Source organism: Atlantibacter sp. MEI4A-1023 (assembly GCF_056155425.1).
This window is the reverse complement of sequence record NZ_CM149568.1, coordinates 1,116,145-1,130,720: the sequence shown is the minus strand read 5'-3', so window position 1 is coordinate 1,130,720 and position 14,576 is coordinate 1,116,145. Positions and strand designations below refer to the sequence as shown.

The 14,576-nt window shown below is 51.5% G+C and carries 19 protein-coding genes; 16 read left to right on the top strand and 3 right to left on the bottom strand.

From position 1 onward, the window contains the following. The 13 genes from ACVV26_RS05460 to ACVV26_RS05400 all read left to right on the top strand — a co-directional run bounded on the left by ACVV26_RS05460 (position 1) and on the right by ACVV26_RS05400 (position 8,181). Entirely contained in the window at positions 1-228 is a 228-nt protein-coding gene (locus ACVV26_RS05460) for a phage filamentation protein Fil family protein (RefSeq protein WP_154827346.1), read from the top strand. Beyond that, on the top strand, positions 209-415 hold the full coding sequence (locus tag ACVV26_RS05455; protein ID WP_154827347.1) for a hypothetical protein: 207 nt from the start codon (positions 209-211) through the stop codon (positions 413-415). Before ACVV26_RS05460 ends, ACVV26_RS05455 begins: the two co-directional genes overlap by 20 nt. Positions 416-481: 66 nt before the next feature. Further along, entirely contained in the window at positions 482-715 is a 234-nt protein-coding gene (locus ACVV26_RS05450) for a DUF2732 family protein (protein ID WP_312730891.1), read from the top strand. Continuing rightward, complete coding sequence (locus ACVV26_RS05445; RefSeq protein WP_312730888.1) at positions 715-933, top strand: hypothetical protein; 219 nt, start codon at positions 715-717, stop codon at positions 931-933. Before ACVV26_RS05450 ends, ACVV26_RS05445 begins: the two co-directional genes overlap by 1 nt. Then, positions 933-1,160, top strand: coding sequence for a TraR/DksA family transcriptional regulator (locus ACVV26_RS05440; protein WP_312730885.1), 228 nt, complete (start codon positions 933-935; stop codon positions 1,158-1,160). The genes ACVV26_RS05445 and ACVV26_RS05440 overlap by 1 nt, the downstream gene beginning before the upstream one ends. Further along, on the top strand, positions 1,157-1,345 hold the full coding sequence (locus ACVV26_RS05435; RefSeq protein WP_312730882.1) for a hypothetical protein: 189 nt from the start codon (positions 1,157-1,159) through the stop codon (positions 1,343-1,345). Before ACVV26_RS05440 ends, ACVV26_RS05435 begins: the two co-directional genes overlap by 4 nt. Continuing rightward, the gene (locus tag ACVV26_RS05430) at positions 1,342-2,202 is read left to right on the top strand and encodes a DNA adenine methylase (protein WP_312730880.1); all 861 of its coding nucleotides are present in this window, start codon (positions 1,342-1,344) and stop codon (positions 2,200-2,202) included. Before ACVV26_RS05435 ends, ACVV26_RS05430 begins: the two co-directional genes overlap by 4 nt. Then, on the top strand, positions 2,203-4,503 hold the full coding sequence (locus ACVV26_RS05425) for a replication endonuclease (RefSeq protein WP_312730878.1): 2,301 nt from the start codon (positions 2,203-2,205) through the stop codon (positions 4,501-4,503). Between the two features lie 105 nt (positions 4,504-4,608). Beyond that, positions 4,609-5,292 carry a DNA adenine methylase gene (locus ACVV26_RS05420; protein WP_312730876.1) on the top strand — a complete coding sequence of 228 codons (684 nt, stop codon included), beginning with the start codon at positions 4,609-4,611 and terminating at the stop codon, positions 5,290-5,292. Between the two features lie 126 nt (positions 5,293-5,418). Then, positions 5,419-5,601 carry a hypothetical protein gene (locus tag ACVV26_RS05415; protein WP_312730873.1) on the top strand — a complete coding sequence of 61 codons (183 nt, stop codon included), beginning with the start codon at positions 5,419-5,421 and terminating at the stop codon, positions 5,599-5,601. Positions 5,602-5,959: 358 nt separating this feature from the next. Further along, positions 5,960-7,066, top strand: a complete 1,107-nt coding sequence (locus tag ACVV26_RS05410; RefSeq protein WP_312730871.1) for a hypothetical protein — start codon at positions 5,960-5,962, stop codon at positions 7,064-7,066. A gap of 12 nt (positions 7,067-7,078) precedes the next feature. Next, positions 7,079-7,516: a hypothetical protein gene (locus ACVV26_RS05405; RefSeq protein WP_312730868.1), complete on the top strand. Its 438-nt coding sequence runs from the start codon at positions 7,079-7,081 to the stop codon at positions 7,514-7,516. Next, a complete protein-coding gene (locus ACVV26_RS05400; RefSeq protein ID WP_312730865.1) occupies positions 7,516-8,181 on the top strand; it encodes a hypothetical protein in 666 nt (221 codons plus the stop codon). Before ACVV26_RS05405 ends, ACVV26_RS05400 begins: the two co-directional genes overlap by 1 nt. Positions 8,182-8,253: 72 nt before the next feature. On the opposite strand, the gene ACVV26_RS05395 is transcribed toward ACVV26_RS05400, so the two are convergent. The 3 genes from ACVV26_RS05395 to ACVV26_RS05385 are packed head-to-tail and all read right to left on the bottom strand — an operon-like array spanning position 8,254 to position 11,746. Further along, on the bottom strand, positions 8,254-9,240 hold the full coding sequence (locus ACVV26_RS05395; protein WP_474801741.1) for a phage portal protein: 987 nt from the start codon (positions 9,238-9,240) through the stop codon (positions 8,254-8,256). A gap of 56 nt (positions 9,241-9,296) precedes the next feature. After that, positions 9,297-9,980, bottom strand: coding sequence for a terminase large subunit domain-containing protein (locus tag ACVV26_RS05390; RefSeq protein WP_312730860.1), 684 nt, complete (start codon positions 9,978-9,980; stop codon positions 9,297-9,299). Beyond that, positions 9,980-11,746 carry a terminase ATPase subunit family protein gene (locus ACVV26_RS05385; RefSeq protein ID WP_312730858.1) on the bottom strand — a complete coding sequence of 589 codons (1,767 nt, stop codon included), beginning with the start codon at positions 11,744-11,746 and terminating at the stop codon, positions 9,980-9,982. Before ACVV26_RS05385 ends, ACVV26_RS05390 begins: the two co-directional genes overlap by 1 nt. A 145-nt stretch (positions 11,747-11,891) precedes the next feature. Between ACVV26_RS05385 and ACVV26_RS05380 the strand changes: the two genes are divergently transcribed. Genes ACVV26_RS05380 through gpM form a run of 3 tightly spaced genes read left to right on the top strand, consistent with a single transcriptional unit; the run spans position 11,892 to position 14,548 of the window. Then, entirely contained in the window at positions 11,892-12,734 is an 843-nt protein-coding gene (locus tag ACVV26_RS05380) for a GPO family capsid scaffolding protein (RefSeq protein ID WP_312730856.1), read from the top strand. 15 nt (positions 12,735-12,749) lie between these two features. Continuing rightward, on the top strand, positions 12,750-13,892 hold the full coding sequence (locus ACVV26_RS05375; RefSeq protein ID WP_312730854.1) for a phage major capsid protein, P2 family: 1,143 nt from the start codon (positions 12,750-12,752) through the stop codon (positions 13,890-13,892). A gap of 2 nt (positions 13,893-13,894) precedes the next feature. Next, a complete protein-coding gene (gpM, locus tag ACVV26_RS05370; protein ID WP_312730851.1) occupies positions 13,895-14,548 on the top strand; it encodes a phage terminase small subunit in 654 nt (217 codons plus the stop codon). Positions 14,549-14,576: the final 28 nt, after the last annotated feature.

Below are 14,576 nucleotides of genomic sequence, written 5' to 3'. Positions count from 1 at the left end.
ATGGATAACGCACCTTCATTCGCTTCATTGCTGGTTCGTCAGAGCCCTTCCATGCATTACGGCAACGGCTGGATTATGGGTAAAGATGGTAAGCGTTGGCATCCAAGCCGCGACCAGTCCGAATTATTAAACGGGCTGAAAACCAAGCGGAAATCGCCAGCATATTTAATTATTCGTATTGCTCGTTCATTAATAAAAAGGGTGGCTTATGGCTCTTTCAAAAAATGACCTTAATTTAATTCTCGGTGTTGTGATCCCTAATATGGATAACGGCTTCGAAATTAAAACCCGTTCAGGTGAGATTTTCAAAGTTGACCCGAACTGGGAGTGCTGTCAGGAATTTATGGAAGCACTAAAAGCGGAAATGATTAACCAGTTGAATCAGAAACCGCACCGCGTCTACGGCTACAACTAATCATTCAAGTTAATTAATGGCGTAAACCCGCCGGGCATTCTTTGCCCGAATTCTGGAGAAATGAAAATGCGAAATACCGAAACACGTAAAACCAAAACCGGGCCTGATGATGCAGGCCTTAATTATTTGCTCACTGAGGCCCGCAAAGATGAACGCCGGGGCCGCGCTGAGGCTTTGGCCGCGCGTCTGGACACGCTGGCTGCTCGTATCACCTCACGCCAGCTCAACTACGCAGAAGCAGCAGAGCTATTGCGCGATGAGGCCGTCAAAATCCAGAACGAAGCCCAGGAGATCCACTGATGAAATACGCCCAGCTCACACCCGGCCAGCGTGTCACTGTGACGCCGCGCGGTTCCCGTAGCGTTTATCACAGCAAATTTATCGAGCGCCTGCCGAAAGGGGTATGCGTTTTTATCGTTGATGAATTCGTGGGCCTCACCGGCGCTGATGATATTGGCGATCTGTATTTAGCCGACAGTGAAGTACGTCGCCGCGTAAAACCTGTGGAGGCGCACTAATGGCTGACTCTATCGATCTGGCACAACAGCGCGAGCACGAAGAACGTGAACGCCTGATTCTTAAAGCCCGCAGCCGTGGCGCTGCGGTTTCCCTTTTCCTGTGCGCATCATGCGGCGAATCCATCCCTGAAGCGCGGCGCATCGCAGTACCGGGCGTGGCGCTGTGCGTCACCTGTCAGGAAGTTACAGAGCTGAAAGGCAAACATTATGTAGGTGGTGCTGTATGAACAAAGAAAGACTGGCCGTTAAGCCGCTAACCGATGCGGAACTGGATGAAATCATAGCCGGGAACGTTGACGGTGTTGAACCTACAATTCAGGAACTATCGATGGCGCTGGAATTACGCGAGCGTCGCAGCCTTACCCGGATAAATTTAGTTGTTGAGTCGGCTAAGCAAGGCGGTGCTGTATGAGCACCATCCTGAAATGGGCGGGTAATAAAACTGACCTTATGCCGGAACTGTTCGCGCATCTTCCCAAAGGCCCGCGCCTGGTTGAACCCTTCGCGGGTTCCTGCGCTGTGATGATGGCTACAGACTATCCAAATTATCTTGTCGCGGATATCAACCCCGATTTAATCAATCTGTATCGCACCATCGCAAGTGATTGTGAAAATTTTATACTGCGGGCAAAAGCGGTGTTTGAAAGCTTTCTACTGGCTGAAAATTATTACCGGGTGCGTGAGGCTTTTAATCATGACCGGGAAATTAATACTTTTCACCGCGCTGTTTATTTCCTGTATCTCAACCGCCATTCATACCGTGGGCTTTGCCGTTACAACCAGAGCGGCGGCTTTAATGTCCCGTTCGGCAATTATAAAAAGCCTTACTTCCCTGAAGCGGAAATACGTGCCTTTGCTGAAAAAGCGAAGCGCGCCACGTTTGTCTGCGCCAGCTTCGACGAAACCCTGAACATGTTGCAACCGGGCGATGTGATTTATTGCGATCCGCCTTACGACGGTGTGTTTACCGGATATCACACAAACGGTTTTAATGAAGATGACCAGTACCGTCTGGCCTCCATTCTTGAGCGCCGTTCATCAGAAGGTTACCCGGTTGTTGTATCCAACAGCGACACATCCTTAACCCGTTCCCTTTATCGCAATTTTGTATGCCACCGTATCACGGCGCGCCGTAGCCTGGGGGTTGCTGCCGGTGATGGCAAAACCGCCCCGGAAGTGATCGCCGTATCCCGTTACCCAGCACAAAAGGCATGGTTCGGGATTGATTTAGCCAGTGGCCGGGATTGCTCGGTGGAAGTGCGTTTGTAAATGACTGACACCGTATTCCCTTACGCATGGAACGCCCCCCGCGCCGCTGTCGGAGCTTATAAAGCTGATGACAGCGAGCGTGGGATCCGTTATCTGACGCCGGACGGTAAGCGTAAGTTTTTATCGGCGATGGAGCTGGCGGAAACCGATGAAAAACCAGACCGCAGCAAGGCCGCCCGCCGCCGTCTGGCTTCATTGCCTCACTACGTGCGTAGTTTTTATGCCCGCAAACTGGAACAGATGGACGCGAAAGGCAAAAAAGCCGCCGATAACTGGCTGTTAAACACCTTTGAGCGCCATGTCCTTTCCCGTATCGACCATGTGAATGACCGTTATCTGCCGAACGCCACCATACCGGCGGCCCTGATGCCGCTGCGTAATGAGTTTTTCCGCCTGTTGTGGGCCGGTAAAAAAGAACTGAAACGCCTGGCGCATAGCCTTGCTGACATCCTGCAAAGCGAGTTTATGCGCGAGGTTGATTTTCAGTATGAACGCACCGCTGATCCTCATTTTTCAACGCTGTCCGGCTATGGCCGGATAGGATTTCTGGCATCACACCTGAATACCGCCGTGCCGGGCTGGACGGCCTACTGCAACGAAGAACTGGAAGGCGAGGACGCGCTGAAATGCGTCGCGCGCCTACAGTCGCCGCAGTGGTGGCTTAACCGCCTGCGCCGTATGCATGCCCGCTGGCGCGAACACCTCATGATTGTGACCGGTTACGTCCAGGCTAAATCCGCACCCTACAGCAGTGAACCCTGTGTCCAGGAATGGCAGGCACAGAAAAAAGCCAACCGTGAATACCTCAACGCGATGGAGCTGGAAGAACAGGACACCGGCGAGCGTCTGTCACTGGCGGATAAGGTGAACGGCAGTATTGCTAACCCGGCAATCCGGCGCGCTGAGCTTATGGTGCGTATGCGTGGCTTTGAAGATCTGGCGAAACTGGAAGGGCTGGCCGGTGATTTCTATACGCTTACCGCACCATCTGCTTATCACTCAACACAAAAGAGCGGACGCCGTAACGATAAATTCAACGGTTCTTCCCCCCGTGATACCCAGCGCTATCTCTGTAAGGTGTGGTCAAAAACCCGCGCCGCATGGAAACGCAGGGGTATCCGTGTCTTTGGTTTTCGGGTCGTTGAACCTCACCACGACGCCACGCCGCACTGGCATCTGTTGCTGTTTATGCGCCCGGAGCATGCTGAGCTGGCACGAGCAATTTTCCGTAAATATGCCCTGAAAGAAGATGGCGGCGAAACGGGCGCAGAAGAGAACCGTTTTAAGGTCGTGCCGATTGAGGAAGAACACGGCAGCGCCACCGGCTATATCGCCAAATACATCAGCAAAAATATCGACGGTTACGCCCTGGACGATGAGAAAGACGATGAAACCGGCGAGCCGCTAAAAGATATGGCGCGCCGCGTCAGTGCCTGGGCGTCCCGCTGGGCTATTCGTCAGTTCCAGCAGATTGGCGGGGCACCTGTGACTGTTTACCGTGAACTGCGCAGGCTGCGGGATCGCGAACTGGTTTTACATCCAGAGATTGCCGAAGCGCATACCGCCGCCGATGAGGGGAACTGGGCCGGATATGTTACGGCGCAGGGCGGCCCGCTTGTTGCGCGTGACTGTCTGCGCGTCCGGCTGAGTTATGACGTCACCGAAAACGGCAATATTTACGGCGATGACGTGTCCAGAATTTCCGGTGTCTACAGCCCGTTTAAGGGCGACACATCCCTGATTTTAACCCGCATATCACAGTACAAAATCGTGCCGAAGCGTAAGCAGGATGACGCTTCCGGTTTTGATTTTGACTTTTCAGGCGGCAGCGCCGCCCCTCGGAGTTCTGTCAATAACTGTACGCGGGAGCCGCGAACGGTTGAAAAAAATACATTTCAGGAAAGCACCGTCATAGCTGACGGTGCCAGCTGCGCTATTGATTACAGCTCCCTGACGCGAAAGGAAAGAAAGGCAGTCGCAGCGCGGCTATCAGCTGAGTTTAAAGCGGAACAGCAGCGCAAACGCGAGCGGCGCAAACGGCAGCCGGTATTGCGCCAGCCTGGTGAACGGGCTGAAAAAATCCGCGAATTTGCCAGCTCCATCGGCTGGGATATCGGAGAAACCGAAGTTGGCCTGTTGATAGCCGGTCAGCGTATTGCGCTGGACGGTGTTTTCTATGTCGCCCGCAGTGACGGCGCACTCTACAGAACGCGGGAAAAACTCCCGCAATCCACTGCGACCACGGTTAGTACCTGGATAACGCGATTGCAGTCGACTTATCAAAATCAGGGTCAGAAATAACCATGTGGTACCAGAAGCCCCTCATGGTCATTTCCGATCGTGCTGGCCATTTCATCGAGGCCGGTCATTTTTAACCATGCTGCAGAAGATACGGAGAAAAAAACGATGAGCTATCTGGGAAGCAAAGCCGCAAGCGGCGTATATCAGAAAATTATCGCGCAAATGCCCCCGCATGATACGTACATCGAAACACACCTGGGCGGTGGGGCGGTAATGCAGCGGAAGCCACCTGCATTACGCAACGTGGGAATTGATCTGGATGCGGAGGCGCTAAAAAATTTCGCGTTCACCCATCGGCTTTCACATGTGAGCCTGGTAAACCGCGACGCAGTTGATTATCTGAAAGCGTTTGATTTTGCCAGCGCTGGTCGCGTTTTGGTTTACGCCGATCCGCCCTATCTACCGGAAACGCGCACCAGTAATGCGCGCTATCGTTACGAGTATACGGTGGAAGACCATCGCCGTTTGCTTTCCTGTCTTCTGGGTCTGCCGGACAATGTGAACATCATTTTATCCGGCTATCCGTCCAGGCTTTATGACGCAATGCTGCCGGAATGGCGCACCTGTGAATTTCAGGCAATGACGCGAGGCGGGGTCAGAACGGAAAAGCTATGGATGAACTTTTCAGAGGGTCGGGCGTATACCCATACCTTCGCGGGTAAAGATTACAACGACAGAAACCGCATTAAGCGTAAGGCCAGACGCTGGCAGGAAAAGTACGCGGCGCTTCCAGCCGCAGAGCGCCTTGCGATCATGACCGCCCTAAATGAAATTGATGCATCATCATAATTTCAAAGGGTTATCAGTTTAAGAATATATCAATGATGTTCGTAGTTTTTGACTGGAACCACTTTTAAATTTTTCTCATAACGTGATACTGTATATTTATACAGTAATCCTATCGGGAGGGATTTCATGGTTGTTGAAGAAGTCAGCCGTACCCAGCACAAATGGGCTTGCGTGCAATTCATTGCGGAAGTTTCGTTGTTAGCAAACTGCAAGCCGTCTGATCTGAAGTTGGCACTAAGCCTTATTGCCGATTTAGCAAACGGTGAAAATCAGGATGCTCAAAATGAAATTTTTTACAAAGCCGACTAAGTTGGCGGGTGCGTCTGATGAAAAAATTAGCCAGAGTGATCTCTTTCCATGTCATGCATGTCTATGCTGCATGAAAATGAAGGATCCAAAAAGGATCGTTACTCCCTTCACCCGCCTTCTCTGGCGGGCTTTCTCTATGCTCATGCACCCGCATGAAAACCCATACACAAAGCGGGCAGGCGTGGCGGGGCTACGAGCGCGCGCGCTCGCTTAAATTTTTAACGCCATGAGTGAAGTCGCTTTTTAGAAGCAAATGGCTTGCAAATTTTTTCAACGATGGGGTAACTTGATAAGAATCGAAGGATAAATCAAGACAAGAGCGATTTGTCATCGCTCTTGGGGTTACTAGGTGCAATTTATGACAGGTAATGTCCCGGTGGTGCTTTCTGAATCTGAGTTAAAGTCTATCTTAACCCTCACTGGTCGTTTCACATGGAACGTCGCAAGGCCAATTATCGCTTCTTTAGGGCTACCTACAGGTAAAGGGCGAGAAGCAACAAATGACAAAATATTAGAAAGCCTCCTTGATCTTAAAATTAAAGATAAACAAAAATTTGATGGCGTTATTGCAACTGTAAATGATCTAATTTTTGGGCAAGTCGTATATGGTGAAAAAGCATTATTTAGTCTGACCGTAGATAGCAGCGTTATTAAAAAACTTGTTAGCAGTTTTACTCATCACTGGAATACGATGACGCAGCCATCGTCTATGGCTGAAACGATCCTGGATGATAATCAATTACAAAGCTCTAAAAAAAATCAGCCATCGATCATTAATCTTTCCACTCAACATACTAAATCAGTTGTGGTTTTTTCCTCTGTCAGGGAATTAGTTGTAAGAGAAAAAATCCCCCCATCAGCATTGGCATCATATAAGCAGTTTGATGAGATTATTGCGAAACGCAAAGAAAAACGTCAGTGCTTTGATGTCTGTATATTAGATACCACTTCTAATAACATTCATATTCTAATTGATACAAATGGTAATATTATTGGAGATAACGTTACCTTTGCCAAAAGTAACATTATCCGCGAATTATACAATCATGTCGGCTATAATTTTAATTCTACTGAGAAAGATTTTTATCCATTAATTGAACCAATATTTAAACAAAACTCACTACCCTATTCAAACTTAAGTTATAAAGTCTTTGACCTATCATTTCTAACAAATGAGGGAACCACGCATAAAGAAAAGAAAAATGTGGCTACTAAAGATTTGCGTGATGATTTGTTTAATAAAGAAGGTATCAAAGCTGTAGGTAGTATTGGCCTGTATCGTATTGGCATTAGAGTTGATAGAAATAATCCAAAATTGCAATTAGCCGACAATGTTGAACTTATTATTCCCGGTACCCTACGCAGGCATTTAGGAGGAAGTAGTTGCTCTCCTGTAAACTATGCTATATTGAGCAAATGTATATCTAAAGATGATTTCGAAACCCTCACAAAGCTGATATTATAACTGGAGTCAGCAATGAAGGATGGTGATATGCCTAAGGTCATCAAAGAAATGTGTGCCGAACGCCCAGAGGTTGGGGCGTTGGCTTGCTTTTTATATGATGAAATTGAAGCAAGGGCAAAAAAATCACCTAATATAGCTTTAAGTTATAAAGACTTACTTAATATTGTCGGTAGCTATAACGGAATTCTTCAGCCAGAAACGTGCCAAGAGAAAGTAATCTACCCCGCTATAGAAATTCTTTGTAGCCCAAAGATAGACTTTTTAAAACTCAACTACTGGTTTATTGATGATTTTCATGATCCTGTAGAACTTAATTTAGAGGACGTCATTGAGGCGGAAATTAGTGAGTCGTTAGTAAATCCATTTACAGGGGAGCTGCTTTACGACTATAAATCATTTGTCTTTCCTTTTTTTACATTAGATACATCTAAATCACAGGATACTATCTAATGGTAAATTCATCATCACCAATGAGTCTTGCTGAAATAGACAATAATATATTTCTACAACGTATTAATGCGTCTATTACTCGCGTTAGATTTGCTCTTCAATCATATGATAATTTCAAACAATTCGTCAGAATTCAACTTGATGCGGCCGTGAAGGAGATTGAAGAAAACTCAAATAAACTTAACTTTGATTTAACAGAGGATCAGCTCACCCTAATTTTATTAGCCAATATAAAAAATAAAGATATGGGGATTGAAGCCTATCATGAAAACAATCAACGTGGTCATTGTGATATCACAATTAAGTTGAATAATTACATTTGGCATGGTGAAGCAAAAAAACACACATCTTCCTATAGTTATTTATTTAAAGGATATGCTCAACTTACTGAGCGATATAGTACGGGAACCATTGACAGCGCAAGTGGTGGTTTGATTATTTATACGCGCAATAAAAAATGTAATGAGATGATGATTAGCTGGAAGAATCATTTAGATAAAGCCGCTCCAAAAATTCACGCCTGCAAAAGCATAACTATTATGCCTTGTACAAAAAACCCTTTAGTTTTTTATAGTCAGCATGTTCACACTGTCAGCCAATTGAATTATGAGGTTATTCATTATCCTGTTAACCTTTATCATGAACCTGTAGACCCCAGCCTCTAATGATCAATGTTTTATTTTTTGATGGCCTTTTATAATGAAAATAAAAAACCTGCATACACAGGTTTTTCACCATTAAATACCTAAATTATAATCCTCAAAAAGGATCACTTCTTCTCCTAACCAGTCGTTAAGCTCCTGCAGTCGCTTTTGCAGTGGCTTCAATTCATTGCGTACAAATACGAGCGCAGCCTTTTCTACATCACCAAACCCTCCAGTATTCGTTGGAATTATCCCCATCAATTGAGGCGGCACCCTGTGCGCGGCCAGCATGTCATCACGGCTGATATTTTTGATATTCAGGAACTCATCCTTTGCCGCCACTTCCGACAGCGGGATTATCTGGATACCGTCCTTTTTCCCGTTCGGGCTGTACATAAACAGGTTGCGGAAGTTGCCCGGCCCTTTCGACTTTTTCAGAGCTTCGCGGATATTATCCACGTCCTGCTGGTTGGCTGCCGGGTCGCTCATGTACATGATAAATCCCGCGTGTGAGCCGTTCAGGTAATACTTACGGCGAAACAGTGTGGCCGACTCGTTAAGCAGGGTTGACGGGATGGCGGACAGGTATTCCGGCAGGCCGTAAATCTCCTGGTTCAAATCCGGCTCCATCAGGTGAAACACCCGGCCCGCGTCGAACTGGTACGGTTCCTTGTTATACCCGTACTGCACAAACCAGTAAGTATCAAGGTCAGTGCCGCGCCGGGTGAACTTCGCAAGCGAAGGCTCCAGGCTTAACGTCTGACCCAGACGGTTTACGCGCTGCTCAAGGTAGCTGTTACCAAAAGTCAGGAAGTCCAGGGCGAACCGGGAAAACGCCTGCTTTGACAGCCAGCGATGCGGGATAAACGTACTGGTCAGGATGTTGCGTTTTACATAAATGGCGCTGCTGTGGTGAGGTGCTGCCCGGAACGTGCGCGCCAGACCGTCCAGACTGATGGGCGGTTCATACCACTGATCCACCTGGACGCATTCCAGATAATCCATAAGTTCCCGGCGGTCCAGAACAGGAACCGGCTCACCGAAGCTGAACGCCTCAACGCCGGGTGTATTCTGCGTCATTGGTTCTGCCGCGCTGATGCTGTCAGCTTTGCTGCGACCGCCTGTTTTTTTCTTGCTCATTCCGGCTGCTCCTGGTCTTCCTGCGGCCATTTACCCATAAACAACATGGCAAAATTTTCCGCTGACATTGTGCGGCGGTATTCGTCAATATCTTCCGGGCTGAACACGGGCGAGTCTTCGCGCATATGGTCAGAAAGAACTAACGTTCCTCTGCTGGCAGGGCTGAGGTTTTTCCAGACTTTCCACGCTGCCTGATTCTTTGAGGGGGTCGTATATGTGGTAAGACGGTGGCGAACATTTGCGGCGACAGCCTTGCCCAGCGTAAAGAGTGCTCCGGGGTGATTTGCCCAGGCGTATTCGCTCACATATGCGTTTCCGCATAATCCGGCAAAAAGACTTTTTTCCCCTGCAAAATAAATATCCGCGCCATTGCTGAGAACGATTTTCCCTGTATCACTTTTAATTCTTACACCTACCTCGCGGGCAAAACCAACAATATAACAACGGCTGGAACCTTCTGCATAAGCCTCCCTGGTGCCGATAAACACCTGATTTCTTCCGGTCTCGATAGCATCAATCAGCGCTTCAAGTGAAAAAGCAAAGTCAGCGCCACACTGGCGCATTTTGGTGTAGTGGCGCTGCCTGGCGGGATTGCGCATCCATTGTTGCTGATATCCAAAAAGCCGGGTGGCTCGTTGCTTCAGAGCGTTAAGTTGATCGGGGGTAAATGAATAAGCCATTAAAAAATCTCCACGATATTGCTATTGTTAACGGTGGTGCCTTCCAGCGGTTCATTGAATAGCGCATGCATAGTCGCCCAGGCCAAATCGGCGTGGCTTGCTTCTTCGCTGCGGCTGGCTTCATAGGTCGGACGATTGCCGCTGGCCGTGGTGGCGCGGCGGATGGCCATGAATGACTGCGCGATATCGGTCAGGCCCGCGTCATATTCCAGACGGCGGTGGCTGATGATGTCGTATGCCTTCAGGACCAGGGCGTTTTTCACGTTCGGGTTGTAAACAAACTCGCGGGCCGCCGGGAAAAACTGCTTAACGGACTTATAAACGCCATCGCCCACGCCGGTGGAGTCGATGCCGATGTAGGTCACGTTGTATTTTTTCGTCAGTTCTTCGATAGCCTTCGCCTGGGCGCGGAAGTCCATGCCGCGCCACTGGTGGCGTTCAAGGATGCGAAACTTACCGCCCGGTACATCCGGCGGCGCGATAACCACGCACCCGGCGCTGTCACCGTTCTGGGTTCCCTTTGCCGGGTCGTAACCAATCCAGACCGGACGCCAGCCAAACGGGCGGATCATCAGCGGTTCGAAGTCGTCCCACACTTCCCAGCTGTCCACCATGCAGGCCTGCATCAGCGCCAGCGGGAACACCGACGCCAAGTCATCCACAAACTGGCACATCAGCAGGTTCTGAAATTCGTCCGGGCTGTATTCCAGGCTGAGCTGGTCGAGGTCGAACAGGTTACAGCCGCCGTGCACAGCATCTTCAATGGTGACAATCTGGCGGAACTGGCCGTCCGGGCAGAGCGCGCCGGGTGACAGGTGGGCGTGAGACAGGTCGATCTCCACCCGGTCCGCTTTGGCGCGGCCCTTGTTGAACAGCGCACCTGACCAGAACGGGTACGCACTGTGGGTCAGGCTGGACGGAGTTGAAAAATAGGTCTGCCGCCATTTTTTATGCAGCGCCATCCCGGAAGCGACCTTGCGCAGCTCCTGGAATTTCGGGATCCAGAAATATTCATCCAGGTACAGGTTGCCGTGGTAACTCTGGGCGGTGCGGGCGTTGGTCCCCAGGAAATACAGCGTGGCCCCGTTGCTGAGCGTCATCGGGTCGCCCTTCAGTTCAACTTCCACCTCGCGGGCAAACTCAATGATGTACTGTTTGAAAACGTGGGCCTGTGCCTTACTGGCTGAAAGAAAAATCTGGTTGCGCCCGGTGATAAGCGCATCAATCAGCGCCTCGCGGGCAAAATAATACGTCGCGCCAATCTGGCGGGATTTAAGCAGGTTGCGGATGCGGTGAATTTTGCCCGCCTCCCACCATTGCCGCTGGTAGTCAAACGCGGAGCCGTGGAAAATCTCTTCCAGCTTCTCGATCTGCTCGTCGGAAAACACATTCTTTTCCGGCGGCTTGCGCGGGCCTTTGTTACGGTTGGCTACTTTCGGGTTCAGGTCTGCTTCATTACCGCCATTGTTAAATTTCCCGATGCGCGCCTGCTGCACCGCCTGGCGGGACAGTAAATCAATTTCCTTGTAATCCTTCCCTTCCTTCTGCTCCTTCATGACGAGCTGACAGTAGCGCGCCGCCGTGGTGAGCTGCATCTGATCCAGTGGGCCAATATCAGCCCACTTGTCACGCTTTTTCCAGCTGTGAACGGTCGCGGGTTTCTCTCCCAGCATTTCAGCAATGCGGGCGATACGGATACCGCTGAAATACAGGAACATGGCCTGTTTTCGCGGGTCGAGGTCTGAACTGATGGGCGTCGTATTCATGCCGCCAGACTACGGCCCCGCGCGCGTCTTCTCCGCTTCTGGCTGTTGTGCCATTTCCGGCACAATGCCGCCACGTTGTTTCGCCGTCCGCGCCCCGCAACCATAAAGGCTCACAAGTCGTTATGAACTAACCGGAGCCGGAAACATGGCAAAAAAAGCAAAGCGTTTTCGTGTCGGGGTGGAAGGTGCCACCACGGACGGGCGCAATATCGAGCGCGACTGGCTGACCCAGATGGCCGCGAATTACGATCCGCAGGTTTACACCGCCCTGATTAATGTCGAGCACATCAAAGGTTTCACGCCGGAAAGCCCATTCCGCCGCTTCGGGAAGGTTGACCGCCTGGAAGCTGAAGAAATTACCGACGGCAAACTGGCGGGAAAAATGGCGCTGTATGCCTGGATTTCCCCGACGGACGATCTGGTCGCCATGACCGGCAAAATGCAGAAGCTGTTCACGTCCATGGAAGTGAACGTCAGCTTTGCAGACAGCGGCGAAGCCTATCTGGTTGGCCTGGCGGTCACTGACGATCCGGCAAGCCTCGGCACCGAAATGTTGCAGTTCAGCGCAGGCGCGGCAAACAGCCCGCTCGCCAGCCGCAAACTGGCCGCCGGTAACCTGTTCACGGCTGCTGAAGAAACCCTCATCGAATTTGAAGACGAGCCGGAAGAAAAGCCGAATCTCTTCACCCGCGTTAAAGAATTGCTGACCCGTAAATCCGCTGACGATAAGGCGAAGTTTGCCGACGTGCATCAGGCCGTGGAAGCGGTGGCGCAGGAGCACCAGACCCTGTCCGCCACCGTGGAAGGACTCGGCACCGTGCAGACCGGCTTTTCTGCCCGCCTGGATGAAATGCAACAGGCCATTGAATCCGGTCGTGCGGAGCTGGTCAGCCTGCGCGAAAAACTTTCCGCCGAAGACAGCCGCAGCGACCGACGCCCGACAGGCACCGGCGGGAACGGTAGCGCTGAACAACTCACTAACTGCTGACGGAGTTACAGCACAATGAAAAAAACCACCCGCTTTAAATTCAATGCGTATCTGACCCAGCTCGCGACGCTGAACGGCGTCGCCGTGTCGGATATCGCATCGAAGTACACCGCTGAGCCATCCGTCGCGCAGACGCTGGAAACCAAAATTCAGGATTCATCAGGCTTCCTGCAAAAAATCAACATCATCCCGGTGGATGAGCAGTCCGGCGAGCGTCTGGGGCTGGGCATCGGTGCCTCTATTGCCGGAACCACCGACACCACCCAGAAAGAGCGCGAACCCACCGATCCGACCTATATCGACGGCGAAGGGTACAAATGTACCCAGACCAACTACGACACGGCGCTGCCGTATTCGAAGCTGGACCTGTGGGCCAAATTCCAGGACTTCCAGACCCGCATCCGCGATGCGATTGTTCTGCGCCAGGCACTGGACCGCATCATGATCGGCTTTAACGGCGTGAAGCGTGAAAAGACGTCGAACCGTGTGACTAACCCGCTGTTGCAGGACGTCAACATCGGCTGGCTGGAGAAAATCCGCCAGGAAGCGCCGGTTCAGGTACTGGATAAAATCGTCAGTGAAGGCCAGGTGATCTCCCCGAAAATCCGCATCGGCACCGGTGGCGACTTCGCCAACCTGGACGCACTGGTGCTGGGCGCAGTGAGTGAAAAAATTGCGCCGTGGTATCAGGAAGACACTGAACTGGTGGTGGTCTGTGGCCGCTCGCTGCTGGCTGACAAGTATTTCCCGATTGTGAACCGCGACCAGCCCAACTCGGAAACGCTGGCGGCGGACCTCATCATCAGCCAGAAACGCATCGGCAACCTGCCCGCCGTGCGCGTTCCGTTCTTCCCTGCGAACGCCATGCTGATCACCCGCCTGGATAACCTGTCCATCTACTGGCAGGACGGCACCCGCCGCCGCTCGGTTATCGACAATCCGAAGCGTGACCGCGTGGAGAATTTCGAATCCGTCAATGAAGCCTATGTGGTCGAGGATTACGACGGCGTCTGCCTGATTGAAAACATCGAGATGCTGGCCGCTCAGGGGAATGGTTCATCCGGCGCGCTGACTGCCGACAACATCCAGGCGCTGGTCGCGGCTGCGGTTCAGGGCGTGATCGATGGTCAGAACGCCGCAGGCGGCACCGGGGCGTGATCATGAACCCTTTCCGCGCCCACACGCAGTATATCCAGGCTAAGGAGGCCGCCCGCGAGGGCGGCAGCCACAGCGGGGCGAGCGGCTACAACATGATGTTGTTGCAGCTCACCGAACACCGCCGCCGCCTGAAGGGGATCCAGTCAACCGAGCGTAAGTGCGAGCTGAAACGGGAATTTCTGCCGCTCTATGCCGGGTGGATTGCCGGGTTGCTGGAGGCGGATTCCGCACCGCAGGACGACGTGGCGATGTACCTGATGATCTGGCGCATTGATGCCGGTGACTACACCGGCGCGCTGGATATCGCCAGCCATGCCCTGAAGCATGGCTGGGTGATGCCGCAGCGTTTCAACCGCACCACGGCAACGGCTGTTGCTGAAGAGTTTGCCGATGCCGCGATGCGCGCCTTTGCTGATGGCGGCACCTTCAACGCCGCGCTGCTGACGCAGGCGCTGGCGCTGGTCGAATCCCACGATATGCCGGACCAGTCCCGCGCCCGTCTTCACAAGGCGCTGGGCTATGCCCTGCGGGATAACGATCAGGCCGTCGCCGCGCTGAACCACCTTAAACGCGCCCTGCAACTGGATAACAACAGCGGTGTGAAAACCGACATTAAGCAACTGGAATCCCGGTTGCGAAAGGCCGCCAGCGGCTGACGAATCGTGCCAACGCGCGGGGCGGCAC

What these genes read in the sequence shown, in the direction of transcription:
- ACVV26_RS05450 (WP_312730891.1), top strand. Translation starts at nt 482, where the DNA reads ATGCGAAATACCGAAACACGTAAAACCAAAACCGGGCCTGATGATGCA.
- ACVV26_RS05435 (WP_312730882.1), top strand. Translation starts at nt 1,157, where the DNA reads ATGAACAAAGAAAGACTGGCCGTTAAGCCGCTAACCGATGCGGAACTG.
- ACVV26_RS05385 (WP_312730858.1), bottom strand. Translation starts at nt 11,746, where the DNA reads ATGAATACGACGCCCATCAGTTCAGACCTCGACCCGCGAAAACAGGCC.
- gpM (WP_312730851.1), top strand. Translation starts at nt 13,895, where the DNA reads ATGAACCCTTTCCGCGCCCACACGCAGTATATCCAGGCTAAGGAGGCC.
- ACVV26_RS05445 (WP_312730888.1), top strand. Translation starts at nt 715, where the DNA reads ATGAAATACGCCCAGCTCACACCCGGCCAGCGTGTCACTGTGACGCCG.
- ACVV26_RS05410 (WP_312730871.1), top strand. Translation starts at nt 5,960, where the DNA reads ATGACAGGTAATGTCCCGGTGGTGCTTTCTGAATCTGAGTTAAAGTCT.
- ACVV26_RS05395 (WP_474801741.1), bottom strand. Translation starts at nt 9,240, where the DNA reads ATGACGCAGAATACACCCGGCGTTGAGGCGTTCAGCTTCGGTGAGCCG.
- ACVV26_RS05425 (WP_312730878.1), top strand. Translation starts at nt 2,203, where the DNA reads ATGACTGACACCGTATTCCCTTACGCATGGAACGCCCCCCGCGCCGCT.
- ACVV26_RS05430 (WP_312730880.1), top strand. Translation starts at nt 1,342, where the DNA reads ATGAGCACCATCCTGAAATGGGCGGGTAATAAAACTGACCTTATGCCG.
- ACVV26_RS05415 (WP_312730873.1), top strand. Translation starts at nt 5,419, where the DNA reads ATGGTTGTTGAAGAAGTCAGCCGTACCCAGCACAAATGGGCTTGCGTG.
- ACVV26_RS05420 (WP_312730876.1), top strand. Translation starts at nt 4,609, where the DNA reads ATGAGCTATCTGGGAAGCAAAGCCGCAAGCGGCGTATATCAGAAAATT.
- ACVV26_RS05460 (WP_154827346.1), top strand. Translation starts at nt 1, where the DNA reads ATGGATAACGCACCTTCATTCGCTTCATTGCTGGTTCGTCAGAGCCCT.
- ACVV26_RS05400 (WP_312730865.1), top strand. Translation starts at nt 7,516, where the DNA reads ATGGTAAATTCATCATCACCAATGAGTCTTGCTGAAATAGACAATAAT.
- ACVV26_RS05380 (WP_312730856.1), top strand. Translation starts at nt 11,892, where the DNA reads ATGGCAAAAAAAGCAAAGCGTTTTCGTGTCGGGGTGGAAGGTGCCACC.
- ACVV26_RS05440 (WP_312730885.1), top strand. Translation starts at nt 933, where the DNA reads ATGGCTGACTCTATCGATCTGGCACAACAGCGCGAGCACGAAGAACGT.
- ACVV26_RS05405 (WP_312730868.1), top strand. Translation starts at nt 7,079, where the DNA reads ATGAAGGATGGTGATATGCCTAAGGTCATCAAAGAAATGTGTGCCGAA.
- ACVV26_RS05390 (WP_312730860.1), bottom strand. Translation starts at nt 9,980, where the DNA reads ATGGCTTATTCATTTACCCCCGATCAACTTAACGCTCTGAAGCAACGA.
- ACVV26_RS05455 (WP_154827347.1), top strand. Translation starts at nt 209, where the DNA reads ATGGCTCTTTCAAAAAATGACCTTAATTTAATTCTCGGTGTTGTGATC.
- ACVV26_RS05375 (WP_312730854.1), top strand. Translation starts at nt 12,750, where the DNA reads ATGAAAAAAACCACCCGCTTTAAATTCAATGCGTATCTGACCCAGCTC.